The sequence below is a fragment of the Parafilimonas sp. genome (genome assembly GCF_051953455.1).
GTDB lineage: Bacteria > Bacteroidota > Bacteroidia > Chitinophagales > Chitinophagaceae > Parafilimonas.
In genome coordinates this window covers 63,948-81,307 of record NZ_JBQCIT010000058.1, presented here as the reverse complement: position 1 = coordinate 81,307, position 17,360 = coordinate 63,948, and the positions used below count along the sequence as shown (strand labels likewise).

Here is a 17,360-nt window from a genome sequence, read left to right as displayed (position 1 = left end):
TTTAGGCATTTTTACTCATCATCCATTCCTTAAATTCGGCAAAGGAAGGCTGCATGTTGATGCTTTGCTTTTCACGGTCGAATAAATACTCAACACTTTCCGGCACTTCAATTTTTTGTTTTGTAACGGCTTCCACTATTTCCGGGAATTTTACAGGGTGCGCTGTTTCCAGAAAAATACCGGCCGGTTTTGGCAAGGCGCTATTTTCAAATTCATTGTTATTCCATTCCATGTATTCTTCCAATGCATAATAGGCCACGGCGCCATGTGGATCTAAAACGTAGTTATATTTTTCAAAAACATCTTTAATCGTTTCTTCTGTAGTTATATCATCAATACTTGTGCTGCTGAGCTGTAATTTTAAATCACCTGTGTTTTGATGGAACAGTTCAAGTATGCGGATGAAGTTGCTGGGATTGCCTACGTCCATTGCATTGGAGATAGTTGCTACAGATGGTTTTGGCTGATAATTACCTGTTTTTAAAAATTCCGGTACTACATCATTGGCATTGCAGGCTGCAATAAAATGTTTAACCGGCAGGCCTGAAATATGTGCCAGTATGCCTGCGCAGATATTTCCAAAATTACCACTCGGTACACTAATGATTGGCGGTTCTTCATGCTGCCATTGCTGGTAAGCATAGAAATAATATAGCTGTTGCGGAAGCCATCTTGCCACATTGATAGAGTTGGCAGAGGTAAGCGAGTATTTATTATTCAGGTCAGCATCGGCAAACGCCTGTTTTACGATACGCTGGCAATCGTCAAAACTGCCTTCTATTTCAATGGCTGTTATATTTTCTCCCAATGTGGTTAGCTGCAGTTCCTGTACAGGGCTAACTTTTTTTGAAGGATATAAAATGATCACATCAACACCTTCAACACCGAGAAAGCCATTGGCAACAGCGCCGCCGGTATCGCCGGATGTAGCAACAAGCACGGTTGTTTTTTGATTTTTATTCCTGTTGAAATAACCGAGGCAGCGGCTCATAAATCGTGCACCAACGTCTTTGAAAGCCAATGTGGGGCCGTGAAATAATTCAAGGGAATAAATATTATCGCTCACTTTCACCAGCGGGAAATTGAAGTTGATGGTTTCGTTTACAATATGCTGTAACACATCATCGGGAATGCTTTCGCCCACAAAAGGCTTCATCACGGTAAAGCCAATTTCTTCTTTTGAACAGGCTTTTATATTGGCAATAAAATCTTTGGATAATGTTGGGATTGATTCGGGAAAATATAATCCTTTATCGGGCGCCTGGCCCTTAACGGCAGCTTCTTCGAAAGTAACAGATGGTGAAATTTTATTTAAGCTGTAATAGTTCATGCTGAATAGAATTGTTGCAGTACAAGGGAGTGACACAACCGTGTTTAATAGTAGTACTGCAGCTTAGTTCATAAAAAAATCTTCTTAGTCTTTTAATCATAAAAATCCGGGTTCAGACAATCTTCACACCTTCCTTATTAATAGTTGTTACGTGCGTGTGGTAGGCCACACCCATTTTATCGTAAATGCTTTTCATGGCAGCTTCCACGGCAATAGCTGTTGCTGCGTCTTTGCTGAGCATGAAGATAGATGGCCCTGAACCTGAAATGCCGCCGCCCAATGCACCGGCCTCCCTGCTTGCTTTCTTAATATCATCAAAGCCGGGAATCAATATGCTGCGCACCGGTTCAATAATTACATCTTCGAGGGAACGGCCAATCAAATCATAATCGTGGGTAATAAAACCAGCAACAAGGCCCGCTATGTTGCCCCACTGCCTGATGGCATCCTTTAATAAAACCTGTTGTTTTAAAATCTGGCGCGCATCTGAAGTACGCACTTCTATTTGCGGATGCACAACGGTTACATGTAAAGGCGGCGCATCGATGCTGATGATATCCAGCGGGAAAACCGAACGTATCAACGTAACGCCGCCATAAATGCAGGGCGCAATATTATCTGCATGCTTTACACCACAGGCCACTTTTTCACCATTCATGGCAAAGCGTACCAGATCCTGTTTTGTAAAACGGTTATCCAGTAAATGATTGGCGGCCACCACAACACCTGCGGCGCTGGCAGCGCTTGAACCAATGCCGCTGCCGGGCATGATATTTTTTTTGCTGATTAATTTGAACCCTTTTATATCAGTGGCTTCTTCCAGCAATGCAAGCAAAGCGGCACCGCTTACATTTTTTTCTGCCTCTGTGGGCAAATCAAAATCATCCTGGTTGATGATCTGCACGCCGGGTTCATCGCTTATTTCCACTGTAAGTTCATCACACGGGCAATCCAATGCGAAGCCAAGAATATCAAAACCGCAAACGATATTCGCTACAGTTGCACTGCTATTTACTTTAACTGATTTCATTATACTCTTGCTACTCTTATAATATCAGCAAATACACCGCTGGCGGTAACATCGGCACCGGCACCGGCGCCTTTTACAACCAATGGCTGCTCGGGATAACGTTGCGTGTAAAATAAAACAATATTGTCTTTGCCATACAGATGATAGAAATCCGAATCAGCAGGAATATGTTTTAAACCCACATTGGCGCTTTTGCTTTCCGGTGCATTCATAAACTCTGCAACAAATTTGAGCTTGCAGTTTTTTGCGGCAGCTTCGTTGTATAATTTTTTGAAATGATCTTCATGTTTCAGCATGGCTTTATAAAAATCATCCACGCTTCCTTCAAAACATTCTTTGGGTAAAAACCCATTGTTGGTTATGTCTTCCATTTCAAGTATCTCACCGGCTTCACGCGCAAGAATTAATATCTTCCGCATTACATCCGTTCCGCCTAAGTCCAAACGCGGATCAGGTTCTGTATAGCCTTCATCCTGCGCCTGCTTCACCACTTCTGCAAATGGCCTGGTGGCATCATAATTATTGAATACAAAATTTAAGGTGCCCGAGAGTACTGCCTGTATTTTGGTAACCACGTCGCCGCTTCTTCTCAGGTCATTTAATGTGCCGATAACAGGTAATCCTGCACCCACATTTGTCTCAAATAAAAAGAGCGCATTATATTCTTTGGCGAGTGATTTCAATTCGCTGTAATGTGTGTAGGGTGCGGAAGCGGCTATCTTGTTGCACGCAACCACAGACACAGCTTTTGATAAAAGCTGCTCATACACTTTTGCAACATCCTCATTGGCGGTTACATCAACAAGAACCGAGTTGCGGAAGTTTTTCTGAATGATGGTATCCACAAATTTAGTCAACTGCATAGGTTCGCCCTGCTCATTCAATTCTTCTTTCCATTGTTTTAAATCAATGTCGTGGCCATTATCGGCAAACAACATTTTCCTGCTGTTGGCAATGCCTGTAACGCGTACCTGCAGGTTTAAATGTTCCTGCAGAAATGTTTGCTGTTGTAATATTTGCCCAAGCAATTTGCCGCCAACATTTCCAACACCGATAATAAAAATATTGAGTTGCTTGTAAACATTTTCGAAGAAAGCTTCATGCAAAACGTTTACGGCTTTCTTTATATCGGCGTGTGCAATTACCGCTGAAATATTTCTTTCGGAAGAACCCTGTGCAATCGCCCTTACATTAATGCCATTTCTTCCCAGGGCATCAAACATGCGGCCGCTGATGCCGGGGTGGCTTTTCATTTTATCGCCCACCAGTGCAATAACAGAATGCTCCGTTTCAACCTTTAAAGGCTCCACTTTGGCCTGCGCAATTTCTATCTCAAATGTACTGTCAACAACTTCTTTGGCTTTTATGGCATCGCTGGTGTTTACAGCTACACAGATAGAATGTTCGGATGAACTTTGTGTTATCAGTACCACGTTGATATTGGCATTGGCCAGGGCTTCAAACAGGCGTTTTGAAAAGCCGGGAATGCCAATCATACCGCTGCCTTCCAGGCTTAAAACCGCAATAGCATTAATGCTTGAAATGCCTGTAACAATATCGCCGTCGTGTGTGGCAACGCTGTCAATTACGGTGCCTGCATCGTTTGGAGCAAAAGTATTTTTAACCCAGGTAGGAATATTTTTTTGGCGCACCGGCTGAATGGTTGGCGGGTACACAACCTTTGCGCCAAAATGCGACAGTTCCATGGCTTCCTGGTAAGATATACGTTCGATGGGTTTTGCATTAGGTACCCAGCGCGGATCGGCAGTCATCATACCACTTACATCTGTCCATATTTCAAGAGAGGCTGCATTTAATGCGGAAGCATAAATAGCTGCCGTATAATCGCTGCCGCCGCGGCCCAGGGTGGTTGTATTATTGTTGCTGTCGCTGGAAATAAAACCCGGCGCTAAAAAAATATTTTTATCTAAAGCCTGTATAGTTGTTGTAATAAGCTGATTGGTGAGTTCAAAGTTTACGGCGGCAAAGCCAAAATGGCTGTTGGTTTTAATAAGCTTGCGCGAATCAAGCCATTCTACATCCACATGCTTTGATTGCAGGAAAGCCGTAATAATTTTTGATGACAACAATTCACCAAAACTGATGATGCGGTCTTTTGTGCGCAACGATAATTCTTTCAGATAAAAAACGCTGTTACAAATTTCTTCCAGCTCATTAAACTGTTGTTTGATCATGCTGAGGCAGCTGCTTTGGTGCGTTACCGGCAGTAACGCCCGGGCTGCATCAAGATGTTTTTTTTCAAGTTCCTTCAAAACATCTTTATAGCTTTCATCCGTTTGTTCTGCCAGCGTACCGGCTTTAATCAGTGCATCCGTTACACCGCCTAAAGCACTCACTACAACAACCTGCTGCTCATTATTTGACATAACAATGGCGGCAACCTTTTGAATGTTTTCTGCATTCGCTACCGAAGAGCCGCCAAACTTTAAAACTTTCATCTGTGAAATTTACTTTGTCAATTTTTTGGGATTGCAAAGAAACGCTAACTGCGGGCTTTAGCCTAACTAAAGATTAATAATATTTTGGCAAATATTATTAAATGACTTATGAATGTTAGTTTGTATGAGGTGTAACGGTAAGACAGATAAAGAATGCCCGCGCATGTAAACCCGGGAAGAACACTGATCAAAGCCAGATTTAATATAAGCTGATGGTTATTTTATAGGTTTGCATAACCATGGTTTATATAACGCTTGAAGACTGTATTAACGACCTTGAAAAGAATTGTCATTTAATAAGAATAAAGGAACAGGTTGACCCGCATCTTGAAATGGCTGCCATTCATTTGCGGGTGCATGAAGCGCAGGGCCCGGCTTTATTGTTTGAAAATGTGAAGGGATCAAAATTCCGCGCTGCTTCCAATATTTTCGGCACCATGGAAAGAAGCCGTTTTATCTTCCGGAAACGCTTCGAAGCCATTCAACAGCTTATCACGTTAAAGAATAACCCGCAAACAATTTTTAAGCATCCATTCAGTGCTATAAAACATGGCATGAATGCTTTATCATCACTTCCTAAGCAAGTAAATACTTCCCCTCTAATCCATCATGAAATAAAGATTACAGACCTTCCTTTAATCCAGCACTGGCCAAAAGATGGCGGCGCCTTTGTAACGCTGCCGCAGGTTTATACGGAAGATGTTACAAAGCCAGGCGTGCAACAGTCAAACCTTGGCATGTACCGTATTCAGCTTACAGGCAACGATTATGTTTTGAATGAAGAAGCCGGGTTGCATTACCAGATACACCGCGGCATTGGTGTGCATCAAACAAAAGCCAATGAAAAAGGATTGCCTTTGAAGGTAAGCATATTTGTTGGCGGGCCGCCTGCACATACATTGGCTGCTGTAATGCCTTTGCCGGAAGGTATGAGCGAATTAATGTTTGCAGGTTTGTTGGGCGGCAGGCGTTTCAGGTATTTTTATAAAGATGGATTTTGCATAAGCGCCGATGCAGATTTTGTAATTACAGGTGAAGTTTTTCCGGGTGAGAATAAACCTGAAGGACCGTTTGGAGATCACCTCGGCTATTATAGTTTAACGCATGATTTTCCTTTAATGCGCGTAAGAAAGATATATGCAAAGAACAATGCAATATGGCCGTTTACAGTGGTAGGTAGGCCGCCGCAGGAAGATACGGCTTTCGGCAATTTAATTCATGAACTTACGGGCGATGCATTAACAAAAGAAATTCCCGGCCTGCAACAGGTGAATGCCGTGGATGCAGCTGGTGTGCATCCCTTATTACTGGCGACTGGCAGTGAGCGTTATACGCCTTACAATAAAATAAAACAACCGGCAGAAATATTGACCATCGCTAATCATATTCTCGGTACGGGCCAGTTGAGCCTTGCTAAATTTTTATTTATCACGGCGGATGATGAGCGAAAATTATCGCCCCGGAATATTCCTGCTTTTTTTGATTTTATATTGAAAAGAATAAATCTCAAAAGAGATATTCATTTTTATACCAACACAACCATTGATACACTTGATTATTCAGGCACCGGTTTAAACCAGGGCAGTAAAGTGGTTTTTGCCGCTTATGGAGATATATTGAGGGAATTGTGCACAATCATTCCATCTGAATTTTCGCAACTGCAAAATTTTGAAAATGCGCAACTGGCATTGCCGGGGATTATTTGTCTTCAAACAAAAAAATTCACCGGCTATAAAAATGCTGAAATGGAAATGCAACAATTGAATGAACGATTGTGCAATGCACCAGCAGCTTTGCAACAAACACCTTTTGTTATTGTTTGCGATGATGCTTCCTTTACTGCAGACAGCTTAAACAATTTTTTATGGGCAACCTTCACACGCTGTAATCCTGCTTATGACATATATGGCATCAATAGTTTTTATAACTATAAACACTGGGGCTGCGATGCAGTGGTTTTAGATGCCCGTGTTAAACCACACCATGCACCTGCATTGGAAAAAAATGCTGCTGTAGAAGAGAATGTTGACAGGATTTTTAATAAAGGTGGCAGTTTGTATAACGTGCTAAAATAAAATTGGGGCTGACGAAGAATCGACGCCCCTTTTTTCAACCCTAAACCCTTAAAGTGCAAATGTAAGCATCTGCGCTTAACAAACAAGTTTATTTAAATTAAAATCTTTCAAGCTGCGAAAAAAAGAAATTCCCTTCAATCGCTGCATTCTCATCGCTGTCGCTGCCATGCACAGCATTTTCGCCTACGGAAGCCGCAAATTCCTTACGGATAGTGCCTTCATCAGCCTGTGCAGGATTGGTAGCGCCGATTAATTTTCTGAAATCTGCAACGGCATTTTCTTTTTCCAGGATGGCGGCAACAATAGGGCCGCTGCTCATGAATTCAACCAGTTCGCCGTAAAAAGGCCTTTCTTTATGCACTGCATAAAAAGCGCCGGCCTGTTCTTTGGTAAGTTTTGTCCATTTCATGGCTTTAATGCTAAAACCCGCTTTTACAATGCGGTCAAGAATAGCGCCTGTGTATGATTTACCCGTAGCATCGGGCTTTATCATGGTAAATGTTGTATTGCTCATAGTTTTTAAAATTCGCCGCAAAACTAAGCCATCAATAATTTAAAAATCAAAGCAAATTGTTATAGATGGCAGGTAAACCAAAAATCATTTGACCGTATGCTATTAAAGCCGCAATTTTGCCGCCTTTATGCAGCCGATAGCGCATTTATATCCATTACTGGAACATAAAAGGAATATTGTAATTACCATGCATCAGAAGCCGGACGGCGATGCAATGGGTTCTGCACTTGGCTTGTTTCATTTTCTCAGAAAAATTGGCCATAATGCTACGGTTGTTTCTCCCACCAACTGGGCTAAGTTTTTAAACTGGATGCCGGGCTGCGGTGAAGTAGTTGACTTTGAAGCACAAACGCAGAAAGCCACAGCCCTCGCAGAAAATGCGGATATATTGTTTTGCCTCGATTTTAATGCCATGCACCGCACCAAAAAAATGGAAACGCTGCTGCTGGGCATTAAATGCGTGAAAGTACTTATAGACCATCATGAGCAGCCTGCTGAAGAACATTTTGATTATGGCGTGAGCAATATTCTTAAAAGTTCCACCTGCGAAATGGTGTACGATTTTATTGTACAGTCGCCCTTTGCAGATAAACTTGATCTTGATATGGCAGCCTGTATTTATACCGGGATTATGACAGATACGGGTTCCTTCCGGTTTGGCATTACATCGGCACAAACGCATCAGGCCGTTGCGCATTTGAAGGATCTGGGATTAAACCACAGCATTATTCATGAAAACATTTACGATAATTTCCTGGAAACCAGGTTACGCTTTATAGGCAATGCCCTGCTTAACAGGCTGGATGTGTTGTATGAATATAATACAGCCGTAATGGCTATTTCGAGGTACGATCTTATGAAGTACCAGATACAAACCGGCGATACCGAAGGGCTGGTAAATTATTTACTTACGATTGAAGGCATTAAGCTGGGCGCTTTATTGATAGACAGAACGGAAGAACGTAAATGGAGTTTCAGGAGCAAAGGAGATTTTGATGTGAATGAACTGGCACGTAATCATTTTGAAGGCGGCGGTCATAAAAATGCGGCGGGTGGCAGGAGTTCCGATACACTGGAAGAAAGCCTTAAAAAATTCAAAGAAGTGCTTAAACTGTACGAAAAGCAGTTGGCATAAAAATCTGTATAAACAAAAACAAAAAATGAAACCGGCCATGATAGTTTTTCTCACATAGGAAGAATGTACATAGCGAGGTTCCATGAGACCATCGAAAAAAAACAAAAATTAAACGAATGAAAAGAACATTGATAGCAGCGCTGCTTATAACAAGTTTAGCTGCCTGCAGTATGAATTATGAACAAACGCCTTCCGGCCTTTCCTATAAAATATTCAAGGGCAAAGGAACTCAAAAACCCAAAGCCGGTGAATTTATAAAGTTCAATGTGGAATTCAAGTTGATGGACCGCGATTCGGTTTTACAAAGCACTTTTGGCCATGTGCCAGGTTATGGCCCGGTTGATACGAGCAAAAGATCAGAATATTCTTTCATGGAAATTATACCGCTAATGAGTGTGGGCGACAGCGCTGTAGTGAGCATGAATATTGATTCTTTGAAGAATAAAAAAATGATCCAGGGCTATGATGAACTTTTTGTAAAAGGCCAGGTAATGGTTGCAAAAGTTAAATTGTTGCAGGTTTTTAAAGATGAAAAAGCTGTAATGGCAGATTATGAAAAAGCAATGGAAGAGGAAAAGAATAGTGAGATTAAAGCAATAGAAGACTACCTGGCGAAGAATAACCTGAAAGGTGTTAAGGCAACAAACGGTACATATGCTGTTATTGAAAATGCCGGCGATCCAGCGTTGAAAGCTGATTCCGGCAAAAAAGTTTCTGTAATGTACCGTGGCAGACTGCTGGCAACGGGCCATGAATTTGATACCAATTTGGATAGCAGCAAAGGGCACACCGAACCGCTTGAATTTGTAGTGGGCGCACCGGGTATGATACCAGGCTTCAGCGACGGGCTGCCATTATTTGGCAAAGGCGGGAAAGGCAAGTTGTATATTCCAGCCTTCCTGGGTTACGGACAACAGCGGCAGGGCAATGAAATTCCTGCATTTTCAAACCTGGTATTTGATATTGAAGTGAAAGATGTAACCGATGCACCTGCACAGCCTGTAAATCCTATGCAACAGCAAATGCAGGAACAGATGCAAAGAATGCAGCAGCAAAAACAGGACAGCACAGAAAAAAAATAATACAGCATTAATAATTATGCAAACAAGAAAGCAACGCAACAACGGCGTTGCTTTCTTGTTTTAAACCGGCTTGCTTGTATGGATGATAACATGGTTGTTTATGATTAACAATGTTTTGATAAACGTAAAAAGGAAAACGTTATCTCATAATCATTGATTAAACATTAAAAAATCAACAACATGAAAAAAATCTTTACACTCTTTTTAACCTTGTTCATTATAAGTACAGCAGCCTTTTCACAACCGTTTGCGGCGGCCGTTACATTTCGTACGCCGACTGTACATTTTAGCTATGGAAAGCGTTATGTGGAAACGTATTCATTTACAACCGTTGAGCGGAACCGGCAAATTGCAAACATTAATGCCGCTTATAATCAGCAGGTGAGAGAAGCGATGAACCTGCGTATTGCAGCGTCAAGAAAAATTGATCTTATACAGCAATTACAAAGAGAAAGAAACAATAAAATCGAAGCCGTAAACAATCGTTTTCTCGACTACCGGAATAAGCATAACTACAATCATTATGATAGAAATTTTAACTGGATAAAATAACACATCAGCAGCGGTCAATACACAAGCCTCTTCTGTTAGCAGCGGAGGCTTTTTTCATGGCTTGAATCCAGGCAATCAGCCATGATTTTTTTTAGATTGAATAATATTTACAATTCATCCAGCTTAAAAATTGAATCTTGTCTTATCCCTTTTTCTGTTTGCTTCAATGTGCAACATTCATGTTTGGGATCATGTTCAAAAAATAAAATATAATTATTGTTTAAAGCTTCTGTAAGAAAAGATTTCTTTTCATGCAAAGTGGTTAGCGGAAACATGTCATAACCCATGATGTAGGGCATGGGGATATGATGCACGGAAGGCAGCAGGTCAGCCACATACACAATGGTTTTGTTTTTATATTTTATTTGCGGCAGCATCATTTGCTGCGTGTGGCCATTTACAAAACGGATACTGATATTATCATTAAAACTATTTTCGCCCAATGGTTCATCGGCTTCATTGTTTACACCTTCAATAAACTTCAATTGCCCGCTTTCCTGTATGGGCAATATATTTTCTTTTAAGAAAGATGCTTTCTCGCGGTCATTGGGATATACGGCCCAGTTCCAGTGTTCCTGGTTACTCCAGTAAGTAGCATTCTTAAATGCGGTAACCAGCTTATCACCATCACGGTCAACGCTGCCACCGCAATGATCAAAATGCAGGTGCGTTAAAATAACATCAGTAATATCATCTTTACTAAATCCTTTTGCTGACAAAGATTTTTCAAGCGTAGCATCGCCATGCAAATGATAATGACTGAAAAATTTTTCGCTTTGTTTATTGCCCAGGCCGTTATCAATTAATATCAGCCTGTTGGCATCTTCAATCAGCAAGCAGCGCATGGCCCATGTGCATAGATTATTTTCGTCTGCAGGGTTCAGCTTGTTCCATATTGATTTGGGAACCACACCAAACATTGCGCCGCCATCAAGCTTGAATAGTTCTGTTTCTATGCTGTATAACTTCATACCTGTTTATTTTTAGCGCAAGATATATAAGCTTTATTATGCCTTAACTGCTTAAAAATTGCTGTTTTTTCAGCGCAGAAAAAAGCCATAGGAAACCAATAACAAAAAATACAATTAAACTCAATACAGAGTTTTGCATATTACCGGTAAGTTCTTCAATATAACCGAAAGCCAGCATGCCGATAACGATGGCAATTTTTTCGGTAAGGTCATAATAACTAAAGAATGAAGCTGTGTCTTTTGTTTCAGGCATCAGCTTTGAATAGGTGCTGCGGCTTAGCGACTGAATGCCGCCCATTACCAAACCAACAGCTACCGACAACCCGTAAAAAAAATATTCGGGATTGCCACCTTTTATTTTATAGTCTGCAGTAAAATAAGCCGCCACGCAAATCAATATCCAGAATATAATTACACCCATTAATACTTTAAGGTTGCCAAAAACATTTGACAGGCGGCTCATTAATATAGCGCCGGGAATAGCCACCAGTTGTATAACCACAACGGTAATGATAAGTTTGGTATCTTCTAATTGCAATAATTTGCTTCCAAATATGGTGGCAGCCAGCATAACAGTTTGCACACCCATGCTGTAAAAGAAAAAACCGCGCAGGTATCGCTTTAATACAGGCATGTTTTTTACTTCGCCATATACTTTTTTTATAGCCTGGAAACCGTTTTTAAAAACATTACCGTTTACAGCATTATTTCTTTTTGTTTCCGGCAAACGGGCAAAAGTTATTTGCGCAAAGCCAGCCCACCATATACCCACCAATAAAAAAGTAATGCGGGGGCCAAGATAATCAGGGTTGTCTGCCAGCAGCAGCACCAAAACAAAACCCACGAGTTGCATGATTACGCTGCCGATATATCCAAATGAAAAACCTTTGGCACTTATCCTGTCCTGGTCCTGCGGTAATGCTATTTCAGGCAGAAAAGCATTATAAAAAACAAGGCTGCCCACATAACCTGCAGCCGCCATCATAAAAGCGATGATGCCCACCCAGATATTATCGCCGCGAAAAAAATATAAAGCACTGCATCCAATAGCGCCCATGTAACAGAAAAAACGCATGAAGTTTTTCTTGTTGCCCCTTGTATCTGCAATAGAAGTAAGCACAGGATACAAAAGCGCAATGATAAAGTAGGCGGCTGCTAAAGTATAATCATACAAAGAAGAGTTGATGAATGTTCTGCCAAGCAATGGCACCTTCTCGCTGCCAAAAGCGTGCTTTGTAACTGCTGTGAAATAGATAGGAAAAAAAGTAGTTGTAATAACTAAATTATAAGTGCTGTTGGCCCAGTCATACATAGCCCAGGCATTAATAACTTTTTTAGATGCAGTTTGCATATAGCAGTTTATGCGATGAAAGTAAATAATTTGTTTTGTTAATGAGTAATGCCGCTAAAGTTTCGTGCCGCATGTAAGTTTAGGTTAGGAGCTGAGCTGAAAACCTTCATAATAAAATGTCTAACGAAAAACGCTTCTTTATGGATAACGTTTTTTATCTAACGGATAACTTTTATAATTAATTTCAAAAAAATAGTTGCATAACTAACTATTTTTACTTTTGATTGCTGATCTTAAACTTTCAAATACAACGTATGAAGCGTTCAATAAAAAAAATTGCCGTTTTAGGCAGTGGTGTAATGGGTTCAAGAATTGCCTGTCATTTTGCAGGCATTGGTGTGCAGGTTTTATTGTTGGATATAGCTACGCCGGGCTGGGAGGGGAATAGACTTCCTAAAAACAAATTGGTAAACGATGCTTTACAGGCTGCCATCAAATCAAATCCTTCACCTGTTTATACAAAGGATGTTGTAAAACGTATAACCACCGGCAATTTCGATGACAACCTGAAAGATATTGCTTCATGCGACTGGATAATTGAAGTTGTGGTGGAAAGGCTGGATATAAAACAACAGGTGTATGAAAAGGTGGAACAATTTCGTAAACCCGGAACATTAATCACCACCAATACTTCGGGTATTCCCATACATATATTATCCCAGGGCAGAAGCGAAGATTTTAAAAAACATTTCTGCGGCACACATTTCTTTAACCCGCCGCGTTATTTGCGCCTGCTTGAAATAATCCCGGCCCCGGAAGCAGATCCATCTGTCATAGATTTCTTAATGCATTATGGTGATGTATTCCTCGGCAAAACCACGGTACTGGCAAAAGATACACCTGCCTTTATAGCCAATCGCGTCGGTGTATTCGGCATCATGTCCATCTTTAATACGATGGAGAAATTTGATTTAAGTATTGATGAAGTGGAGGCATTAACAGGGCCTATTATTGGGAGGCCAAAATCAGCAACCTTCAGAACGGCAGATGTGGTGGGTATTGATACATTGGTAAAAGTGGCGGATGGTGTTGCTCAAAATTGTCCCGGTGATGAAGCGGGGGAACTGTTTAAAATTCCGGGCTGGCTGCAAACTATGGTTGAAAATAAATGGCTGGGCGATAAAACCGGGCAAGGCTTTTTTAAGAAGATAAAAATACCCGTTGCAGAAGGCAGCCCTGAAGAGAGAAAAACGGATAAGGAAATTTATACGCTCGATTTAAAAACGCTGGAATATAAACCCCGTACAAAAGCATCATTCGCTTCTGTAAAGGCAGCACAGCCAATTGAAGATTTAAAAACAAGATTAAAAACATTATTCACTGCAAAAGATAAGGCCGGCGATTTTTACCGTCATTTTCATCACGCTTTATTTTCTTATGTATCTAACCGCATTCCCGAAATAAGTGATGAACTCTACAGGATTGATGATGCTATGATGGCTGGCTTTGGATGGGAGATAGGCGCATTTGAAAGCTGGGATGTTTTTGGCGTTGCAGCAACCGTACAGGCTATGAAAGAAGCAGGTTATAAGGTTGCTTCATGGGTGGATGATATGCTGGCGGCCGGCAATACCTCTTTTTATAAAACAGAAAACAATACCAGGCTGTATTATGATGTAGCATCCAAAACATATAAGCCGGTTCCTTCGGCAGGGAACTTTATCATCTTAGAAAATTATAAGAATAAAGTTGTATGGAAAAACAGCAATGCGTGGTTGTATGATATTGGAGATGATGTAGTGGCTTTGCAATGGCAAACCAAAATGAATACGATTGGCAGCGAAGTATTACAGGCGGTTAATAAAAGCATTGAGATTGCCGAAGAAAAATTCAAGGGGCTTGTAATAAGCAACAGCGGCGCTAATTTCAGTGCAGGTGCTAATGTTGGAATGATATTTATGTATGCGGTTGAGCAGGAATATGATGAGCTTGATATGGCCATACGCATGTTTCAGAATACCATGATGCGGGTGCGTTATTCATCTGTACCGGTTGTTACGGCGCCGCTTGGTTTAACCCTTGGCGGCGGCTGTGAAATGAACCTGCATGCCGACAAAGTATATGCTGCCGCTGAAACCTACATTGGTTTGGTGGAGCTTGGTGTGGGATTGATTCCCGGCGGCGGCGGCACTAAAGAATTTGTATTACGGGCCGCCGATGAAATGCACGAAGATGAGCCGGAAACCATTACTTTAAAAAACCGCTTTTTTACCATTGCAACAGCTAAAGTTGCCACATCTGCTTTTGAAGGATATGACCTGGGTATTTTGCGCAAAGGCCACGACGAAGTTGTTATAAACCCACAGCGCCGGACAGGCGAAGCCAAAAATGCGGTAATTGAACTATATAACCAGGGTTATGTTCAGCCTGTACAAAAAACAGATATCAAGGTATTGGGCCGTTCCGCATTAGGCGCTTTATATGTAGGTATTAACAGCATGCGGCTTGCCAATTATGCAACAGATCATGATGCTTTGGTAGCAAAAAAATTAGCGTATGTAATGTGCGGTGGTGATTTAAGCGAACAAACTTTGGTGAGCGAACAATACCTGCTTGATCTTGAGCGCGAAGCATTCTTAAGTCTTTGCGGTGAAAAGAAAACCCTGCAGCGGATTGAAGCGGTAATCAAGAAAGGCAAGCCAATCAGAAATTAATTTTTCTGCGGTGTGCCGGAAAAAGCCTCAGCTAATTTTTATCGCGGAAGCGATGAAAAATCATTAAGGTAATGGAAATGATAGCAGTATAAACAATTGCTATTATTGATATCAGAACTATACTCATAAATTGGGCTTAAACAGCTTTTGTTGTTACAAAGCAATTGTGCCGGGCTTATTAATTTTTTCGATTGCCTGCTGGTTAATGAATTTTGTAAGTATTAGTTGCTTTAAACATATACCCTACACCGTTGATCCTCACATATCCTATCCCGCAGGTTTTTCTTATATGATGCATAGCTGCGATAATTAAGACAATGGATTTTGATAACAAAAAATCACCGCAATTTATACCAAAAATATCGTCCACCTTCTTTTCTCCGGTTATTTATGAAATCTTTTGGCAAATTCTAAAATGAATATGGAACTATGATCCGGCAATCGGTGGCTGGCAGCTTTTAATCTATATTATACACTAATGCAAAACCGCTTCTCCATTTATTTTTATCATTATGACAATTATTTTTTTACGCTGATTTATTTTTATAAAATACTTTTGGCTAAACCTTATTCACATAACTCAAAAATTGTCAACCATTGACAACCATGCAACTTAAACGTTATACGCACCAAAACAGGATGTTGATGGCAGTGGACTGCATTATTTTTGGTTTTGATGGAACACACCTGAAATTATTGCTCATTAAAAGGGGTTTTGAACCACAGAAAGGAAAATGGAGTTTAATGGGCGGATTTGTAACTGCGGAAGAAAATATAAACCAGGCTGCAGCGCGTATTTTAAAACAGCTTACGGGCCTTACAGATATTTACCTGGAGCAGCTTGCCGCTTTTGGCGAACCGGACCGCGACCCCACGGAACGCACGGTTTCTATTGCCTATTTCTCGCTTATCGATATTAGCCAGTATGAGGAACAGATAAGCCATAATTACAGCGCGGAATGGTTTCCCCTTAAAAAATTACCTGCCCTTATTTTCGATCATAAAGAAATGATTGAAATGGCGAAAGAGAAGCTGCGTTACAAGGCCGCCTTTCACCCTGTATTATTTGAATTGCTGCCTGAAAAATTCACTATCCCGCAATTGCAGACTTTATACGAAGACGTTTATAATAAAGTTTTGGACAAGGGTAATTTCAGCAGGAAAATTTTATCAACGGGTTTGCTCATCAGGCAGAAAGACAAGGAAAAGAATGGCTCCAAAAAAGGCGCTTTTTATTATAAACTCGATAAAAGAAAATACCTGCTTAAATTCAATTCCTTCCTCAATTTTATCCCCAATCCCGAGGTGCAGATAAAATAGGCTTTCGATATGTTTGTAATGAACTTGCAGGTTTTATGCAGGATGCGTTTAATGTCTGCGTAACATACAGCCTGATATTTTATTACGGGCACAGCATTCGTGATGAACAGAAACAATGACCAATGGATTCTATTATAAGTTTATTAAACCAGATGAGCCGCTTGCCGGCTTTGTAGAAAGTTTGGGCATGTTTCATAACCCGTCGGATGAACCAAAAGAAGTGGTTGTAATGCCTGATGGCAGGATTGATTTATTTTTCTGGAAACCTGCATTAGACCCTTTTCAAATTATACTTACGGGCCTGGAAACAGCGCCCAAACAAAGAACCATCCCACCGCAAACACTTGCTTTTGATGTTAATTTTAAACCGCTTGCTGTTGAATATATTTTACATGCTTCTATTGCCGATATATTAAATAGTGCAAAAGAACTTCCAAATAATTTCTGGAATTTTCATGCTAATGATCTGAAAGATTTTGATGCGTTTTATACAAAGGCATCTCAGAAAATAAAAACATTTTTACCCCCTGTAATTGATGAAAGAAAGCGCAGGCTTTTCGAACTAATTTATGCATCAAACGGCGAGATGAGCGTAAAAGAACTTTCGGAAAAAGTGTTTTGGAGCAGCAGGCAAATCAACCGTTATTTCAACCGGCAATTCGGGCTTTCATTAAAAGCATATTGTAATATTTTGCGCTTCAGGACATCTTTAAAACAAATTGCAGAAGGAAAGCTTTTTCCAGAATTAAACTTCGCAGACCAAAACCATTTTATTAAACAGGTAAAGAAATTTTCGGGCGTGGCGCCGAAAGAATTATCCAAAAATCAAAACGACCGATTTATACTATTATCAGTTTTAAAGCAGCAATAGCTTTGCACTTTTACAA

13 protein-coding genes are annotated in these 17,360 nt (G+C 40.7%); 7 read left to right on the top strand and 6 right to left on the bottom strand.

The window, feature by feature from the left end; all coding sequences use genetic code 11:
- Nucleotide 1 precedes the first annotated feature (1 nt).
- The 3 genes from thrC to thrA form a co-directional block, all read right to left on the bottom strand.
- Nucleotides 2-1,330, bottom strand: coding sequence for a threonine synthase (thrC, locus tag ACTHN6_RS20830; protein ID WP_440437709.1), 1,329 nt, complete (start codon nt 1,328-1,330; stop codon nt 2-4).
- A 112-nt stretch (nt 1,331-1,442) separates the two neighbouring features.
- Nucleotides 1,443-2,360 carry a homoserine kinase gene (locus ACTHN6_RS20825; RefSeq protein WP_440437708.1) on the bottom strand — a complete coding sequence of 306 codons (918 nt, stop codon included), beginning with the start codon at nt 2,358-2,360 and terminating at the stop codon, nt 1,443-1,445.
- Nucleotides 2,360-4,819 (bottom strand): bifunctional aspartate kinase/homoserine dehydrogenase I, encoded by a 2,460-nt coding sequence (thrA, locus tag ACTHN6_RS20820; protein WP_440437707.1) that lies wholly within the window; start codon nt 4,817-4,819, stop codon nt 2,360-2,362. Before thrA ends, ACTHN6_RS20825 begins: the two co-directional genes overlap by 1 nt.
- 239 nt (nt 4,820-5,058) lie before the next feature.
- Here thrA and ACTHN6_RS20815 point away from each other — a divergent pair, with 239 nt between their 5' ends.
- A complete protein-coding gene (locus tag ACTHN6_RS20815; protein WP_440437706.1) occupies nt 5,059-6,894 on the top strand; it encodes a UbiD family decarboxylase in 1,836 nt (611 codons plus the stop codon).
- 97 nt (nt 6,895-6,991) lie between these two features.
- Here the strand turns inward: ACTHN6_RS20815 and ACTHN6_RS20810 are convergent, their stop codons facing one another.
- The gene (locus ACTHN6_RS20810; RefSeq protein ID WP_440437705.1) at nt 6,992-7,408 is read right to left on the bottom strand and encodes a nucleoside-diphosphate kinase; all 417 of its coding nucleotides are present in this window, start codon (nt 7,406-7,408) and stop codon (nt 6,992-6,994) included.
- Nucleotides 7,409-7,535: 127 nt separating this feature from the next.
- On the opposite strand from ACTHN6_RS20810, the gene ACTHN6_RS20805 reads away from it, so the two are divergent.
- The 3 genes from ACTHN6_RS20805 (at nt 7,536) to ACTHN6_RS20795 (ending at nt 10,177) form a co-directional block, all read left to right on the top strand.
- Entirely contained in the window at nt 7,536-8,543 is a 1,008-nt protein-coding gene (locus ACTHN6_RS20805; protein WP_440437704.1) for a DHH family phosphoesterase, read from the top strand.
- A 116-nt stretch (nt 8,544-8,659) separates the two neighbouring features.
- On the top strand, nt 8,660-9,625 hold the full coding sequence (locus ACTHN6_RS20800) for an FKBP-type peptidyl-prolyl cis-trans isomerase (RefSeq protein WP_440437703.1): 966 nt from the start codon (nt 8,660-8,662) through the stop codon (nt 9,623-9,625).
- Nucleotides 9,626-9,805: 180 nt separating this feature from the next.
- Nucleotides 9,806-10,177 (top strand): hypothetical protein, encoded by a 372-nt coding sequence (locus tag ACTHN6_RS20795; RefSeq protein WP_440437702.1) that lies wholly within the window; start codon nt 9,806-9,808, stop codon nt 10,175-10,177.
- A 107-nt stretch (nt 10,178-10,284) separates the two neighbouring features.
- Here ACTHN6_RS20795 and ACTHN6_RS20790 read toward each other — a convergent pair whose 3' ends face one another.
- The gene (locus ACTHN6_RS20790) at nt 10,285-11,148 is read right to left on the bottom strand and encodes an MBL fold metallo-hydrolase (protein WP_440437701.1); all 864 of its coding nucleotides are present in this window, start codon (nt 11,146-11,148) and stop codon (nt 10,285-10,287) included.
- A gap of 43 nt (nt 11,149-11,191) precedes the next feature.
- Nucleotides 11,192-12,499: an MFS transporter gene (locus ACTHN6_RS20785; protein ID WP_440437700.1), complete on the bottom strand. Its 1,308-nt coding sequence runs from the start codon at nt 12,497-12,499 to the stop codon at nt 11,192-11,194.
- 254 nt (nt 12,500-12,753) lie between these two features.
- Here ACTHN6_RS20785 and ACTHN6_RS20780 point away from each other — a divergent pair, with 254 nt between their 5' ends.
- From ACTHN6_RS20780 to ACTHN6_RS20770, 3 genes are all read left to right on the top strand, one after another.
- Nucleotides 12,754-15,153, top strand: coding sequence for a 3-hydroxyacyl-CoA dehydrogenase NAD-binding domain-containing protein (locus tag ACTHN6_RS20780; RefSeq protein ID WP_440437699.1), 2,400 nt, complete (start codon nt 12,754-12,756; stop codon nt 15,151-15,153).
- 606 nt (nt 15,154-15,759) lie between these two features.
- The gene (locus ACTHN6_RS20775; protein WP_440437723.1) at nt 15,760-16,473 is read left to right on the top strand and encodes an NUDIX hydrolase; all 714 of its coding nucleotides are present in this window, start codon (nt 15,760-15,762) and stop codon (nt 16,471-16,473) included.
- A 115-nt stretch (nt 16,474-16,588) separates the two neighbouring features.
- Entirely contained in the window at nt 16,589-17,344 is a 756-nt protein-coding gene (locus ACTHN6_RS20770) for a helix-turn-helix domain-containing protein (RefSeq protein WP_440437698.1), read from the top strand.
- Nucleotides 17,345-17,360 lie beyond the last annotated feature (16 nt).

Excerpts from the sequence above, each read along its gene's own strand:
- thrC (WP_440437709.1), bottom strand. The coding sequence starts at position 1,330 with ATGAACTATTACAGCTTAAATAAAATTTCACCATCTGTTACTTTCGAA.
- thrA (WP_440437707.1), bottom strand. The coding sequence starts at position 4,819 with ATGAAAGTTTTAAAGTTTGGCGGCTCTTCGGTAGCGAATGCAGAAAAC.
- ACTHN6_RS20800 (WP_440437703.1), top strand. The coding sequence starts at position 8,660 with ATGAAAAGAACATTGATAGCAGCGCTGCTTATAACAAGTTTAGCTGCC.
- ACTHN6_RS20775 (WP_440437723.1), top strand. The coding sequence starts at position 15,760 with ATGCAACTTAAACGTTATACGCACCAAAACAGGATGTTGATGGCAGTG.
- ACTHN6_RS20815 (WP_440437706.1), top strand. The coding sequence starts at position 5,059 with ATGGTTTATATAACGCTTGAAGACTGTATTAACGACCTTGAAAAGAAT.
- ACTHN6_RS20805 (WP_440437704.1), top strand. The coding sequence starts at position 7,536 with ATGCAGCCGATAGCGCATTTATATCCATTACTGGAACATAAAAGGAAT.
- ACTHN6_RS20795 (WP_440437702.1), top strand. The coding sequence starts at position 9,806 with ATGAAAAAAATCTTTACACTCTTTTTAACCTTGTTCATTATAAGTACA.
- ACTHN6_RS20785 (WP_440437700.1), bottom strand. The coding sequence starts at position 12,499 with ATGCAAACTGCATCTAAAAAAGTTATTAATGCCTGGGCTATGTATGAC.
- ACTHN6_RS20780 (WP_440437699.1), top strand. The coding sequence starts at position 12,754 with ATGAAGCGTTCAATAAAAAAAATTGCCGTTTTAGGCAGTGGTGTAATG.
- ACTHN6_RS20810 (WP_440437705.1), bottom strand. The coding sequence starts at position 7,408 with ATGAGCAATACAACATTTACCATGATAAAGCCCGATGCTACGGGTAAA.
- ACTHN6_RS20825 (WP_440437708.1), bottom strand. The coding sequence starts at position 2,360 with ATGAAATCAGTTAAAGTAAATAGCAGTGCAACTGTAGCGAATATCGTT.
- ACTHN6_RS20770 (WP_440437698.1), top strand. The coding sequence starts at position 16,589 with ATGACCAATGGATTCTATTATAAGTTTATTAAACCAGATGAGCCGCTT.
- ACTHN6_RS20790 (WP_440437701.1), bottom strand. The coding sequence starts at position 11,148 with ATGAAGTTATACAGCATAGAAACAGAACTATTCAAGCTTGATGGCGGC.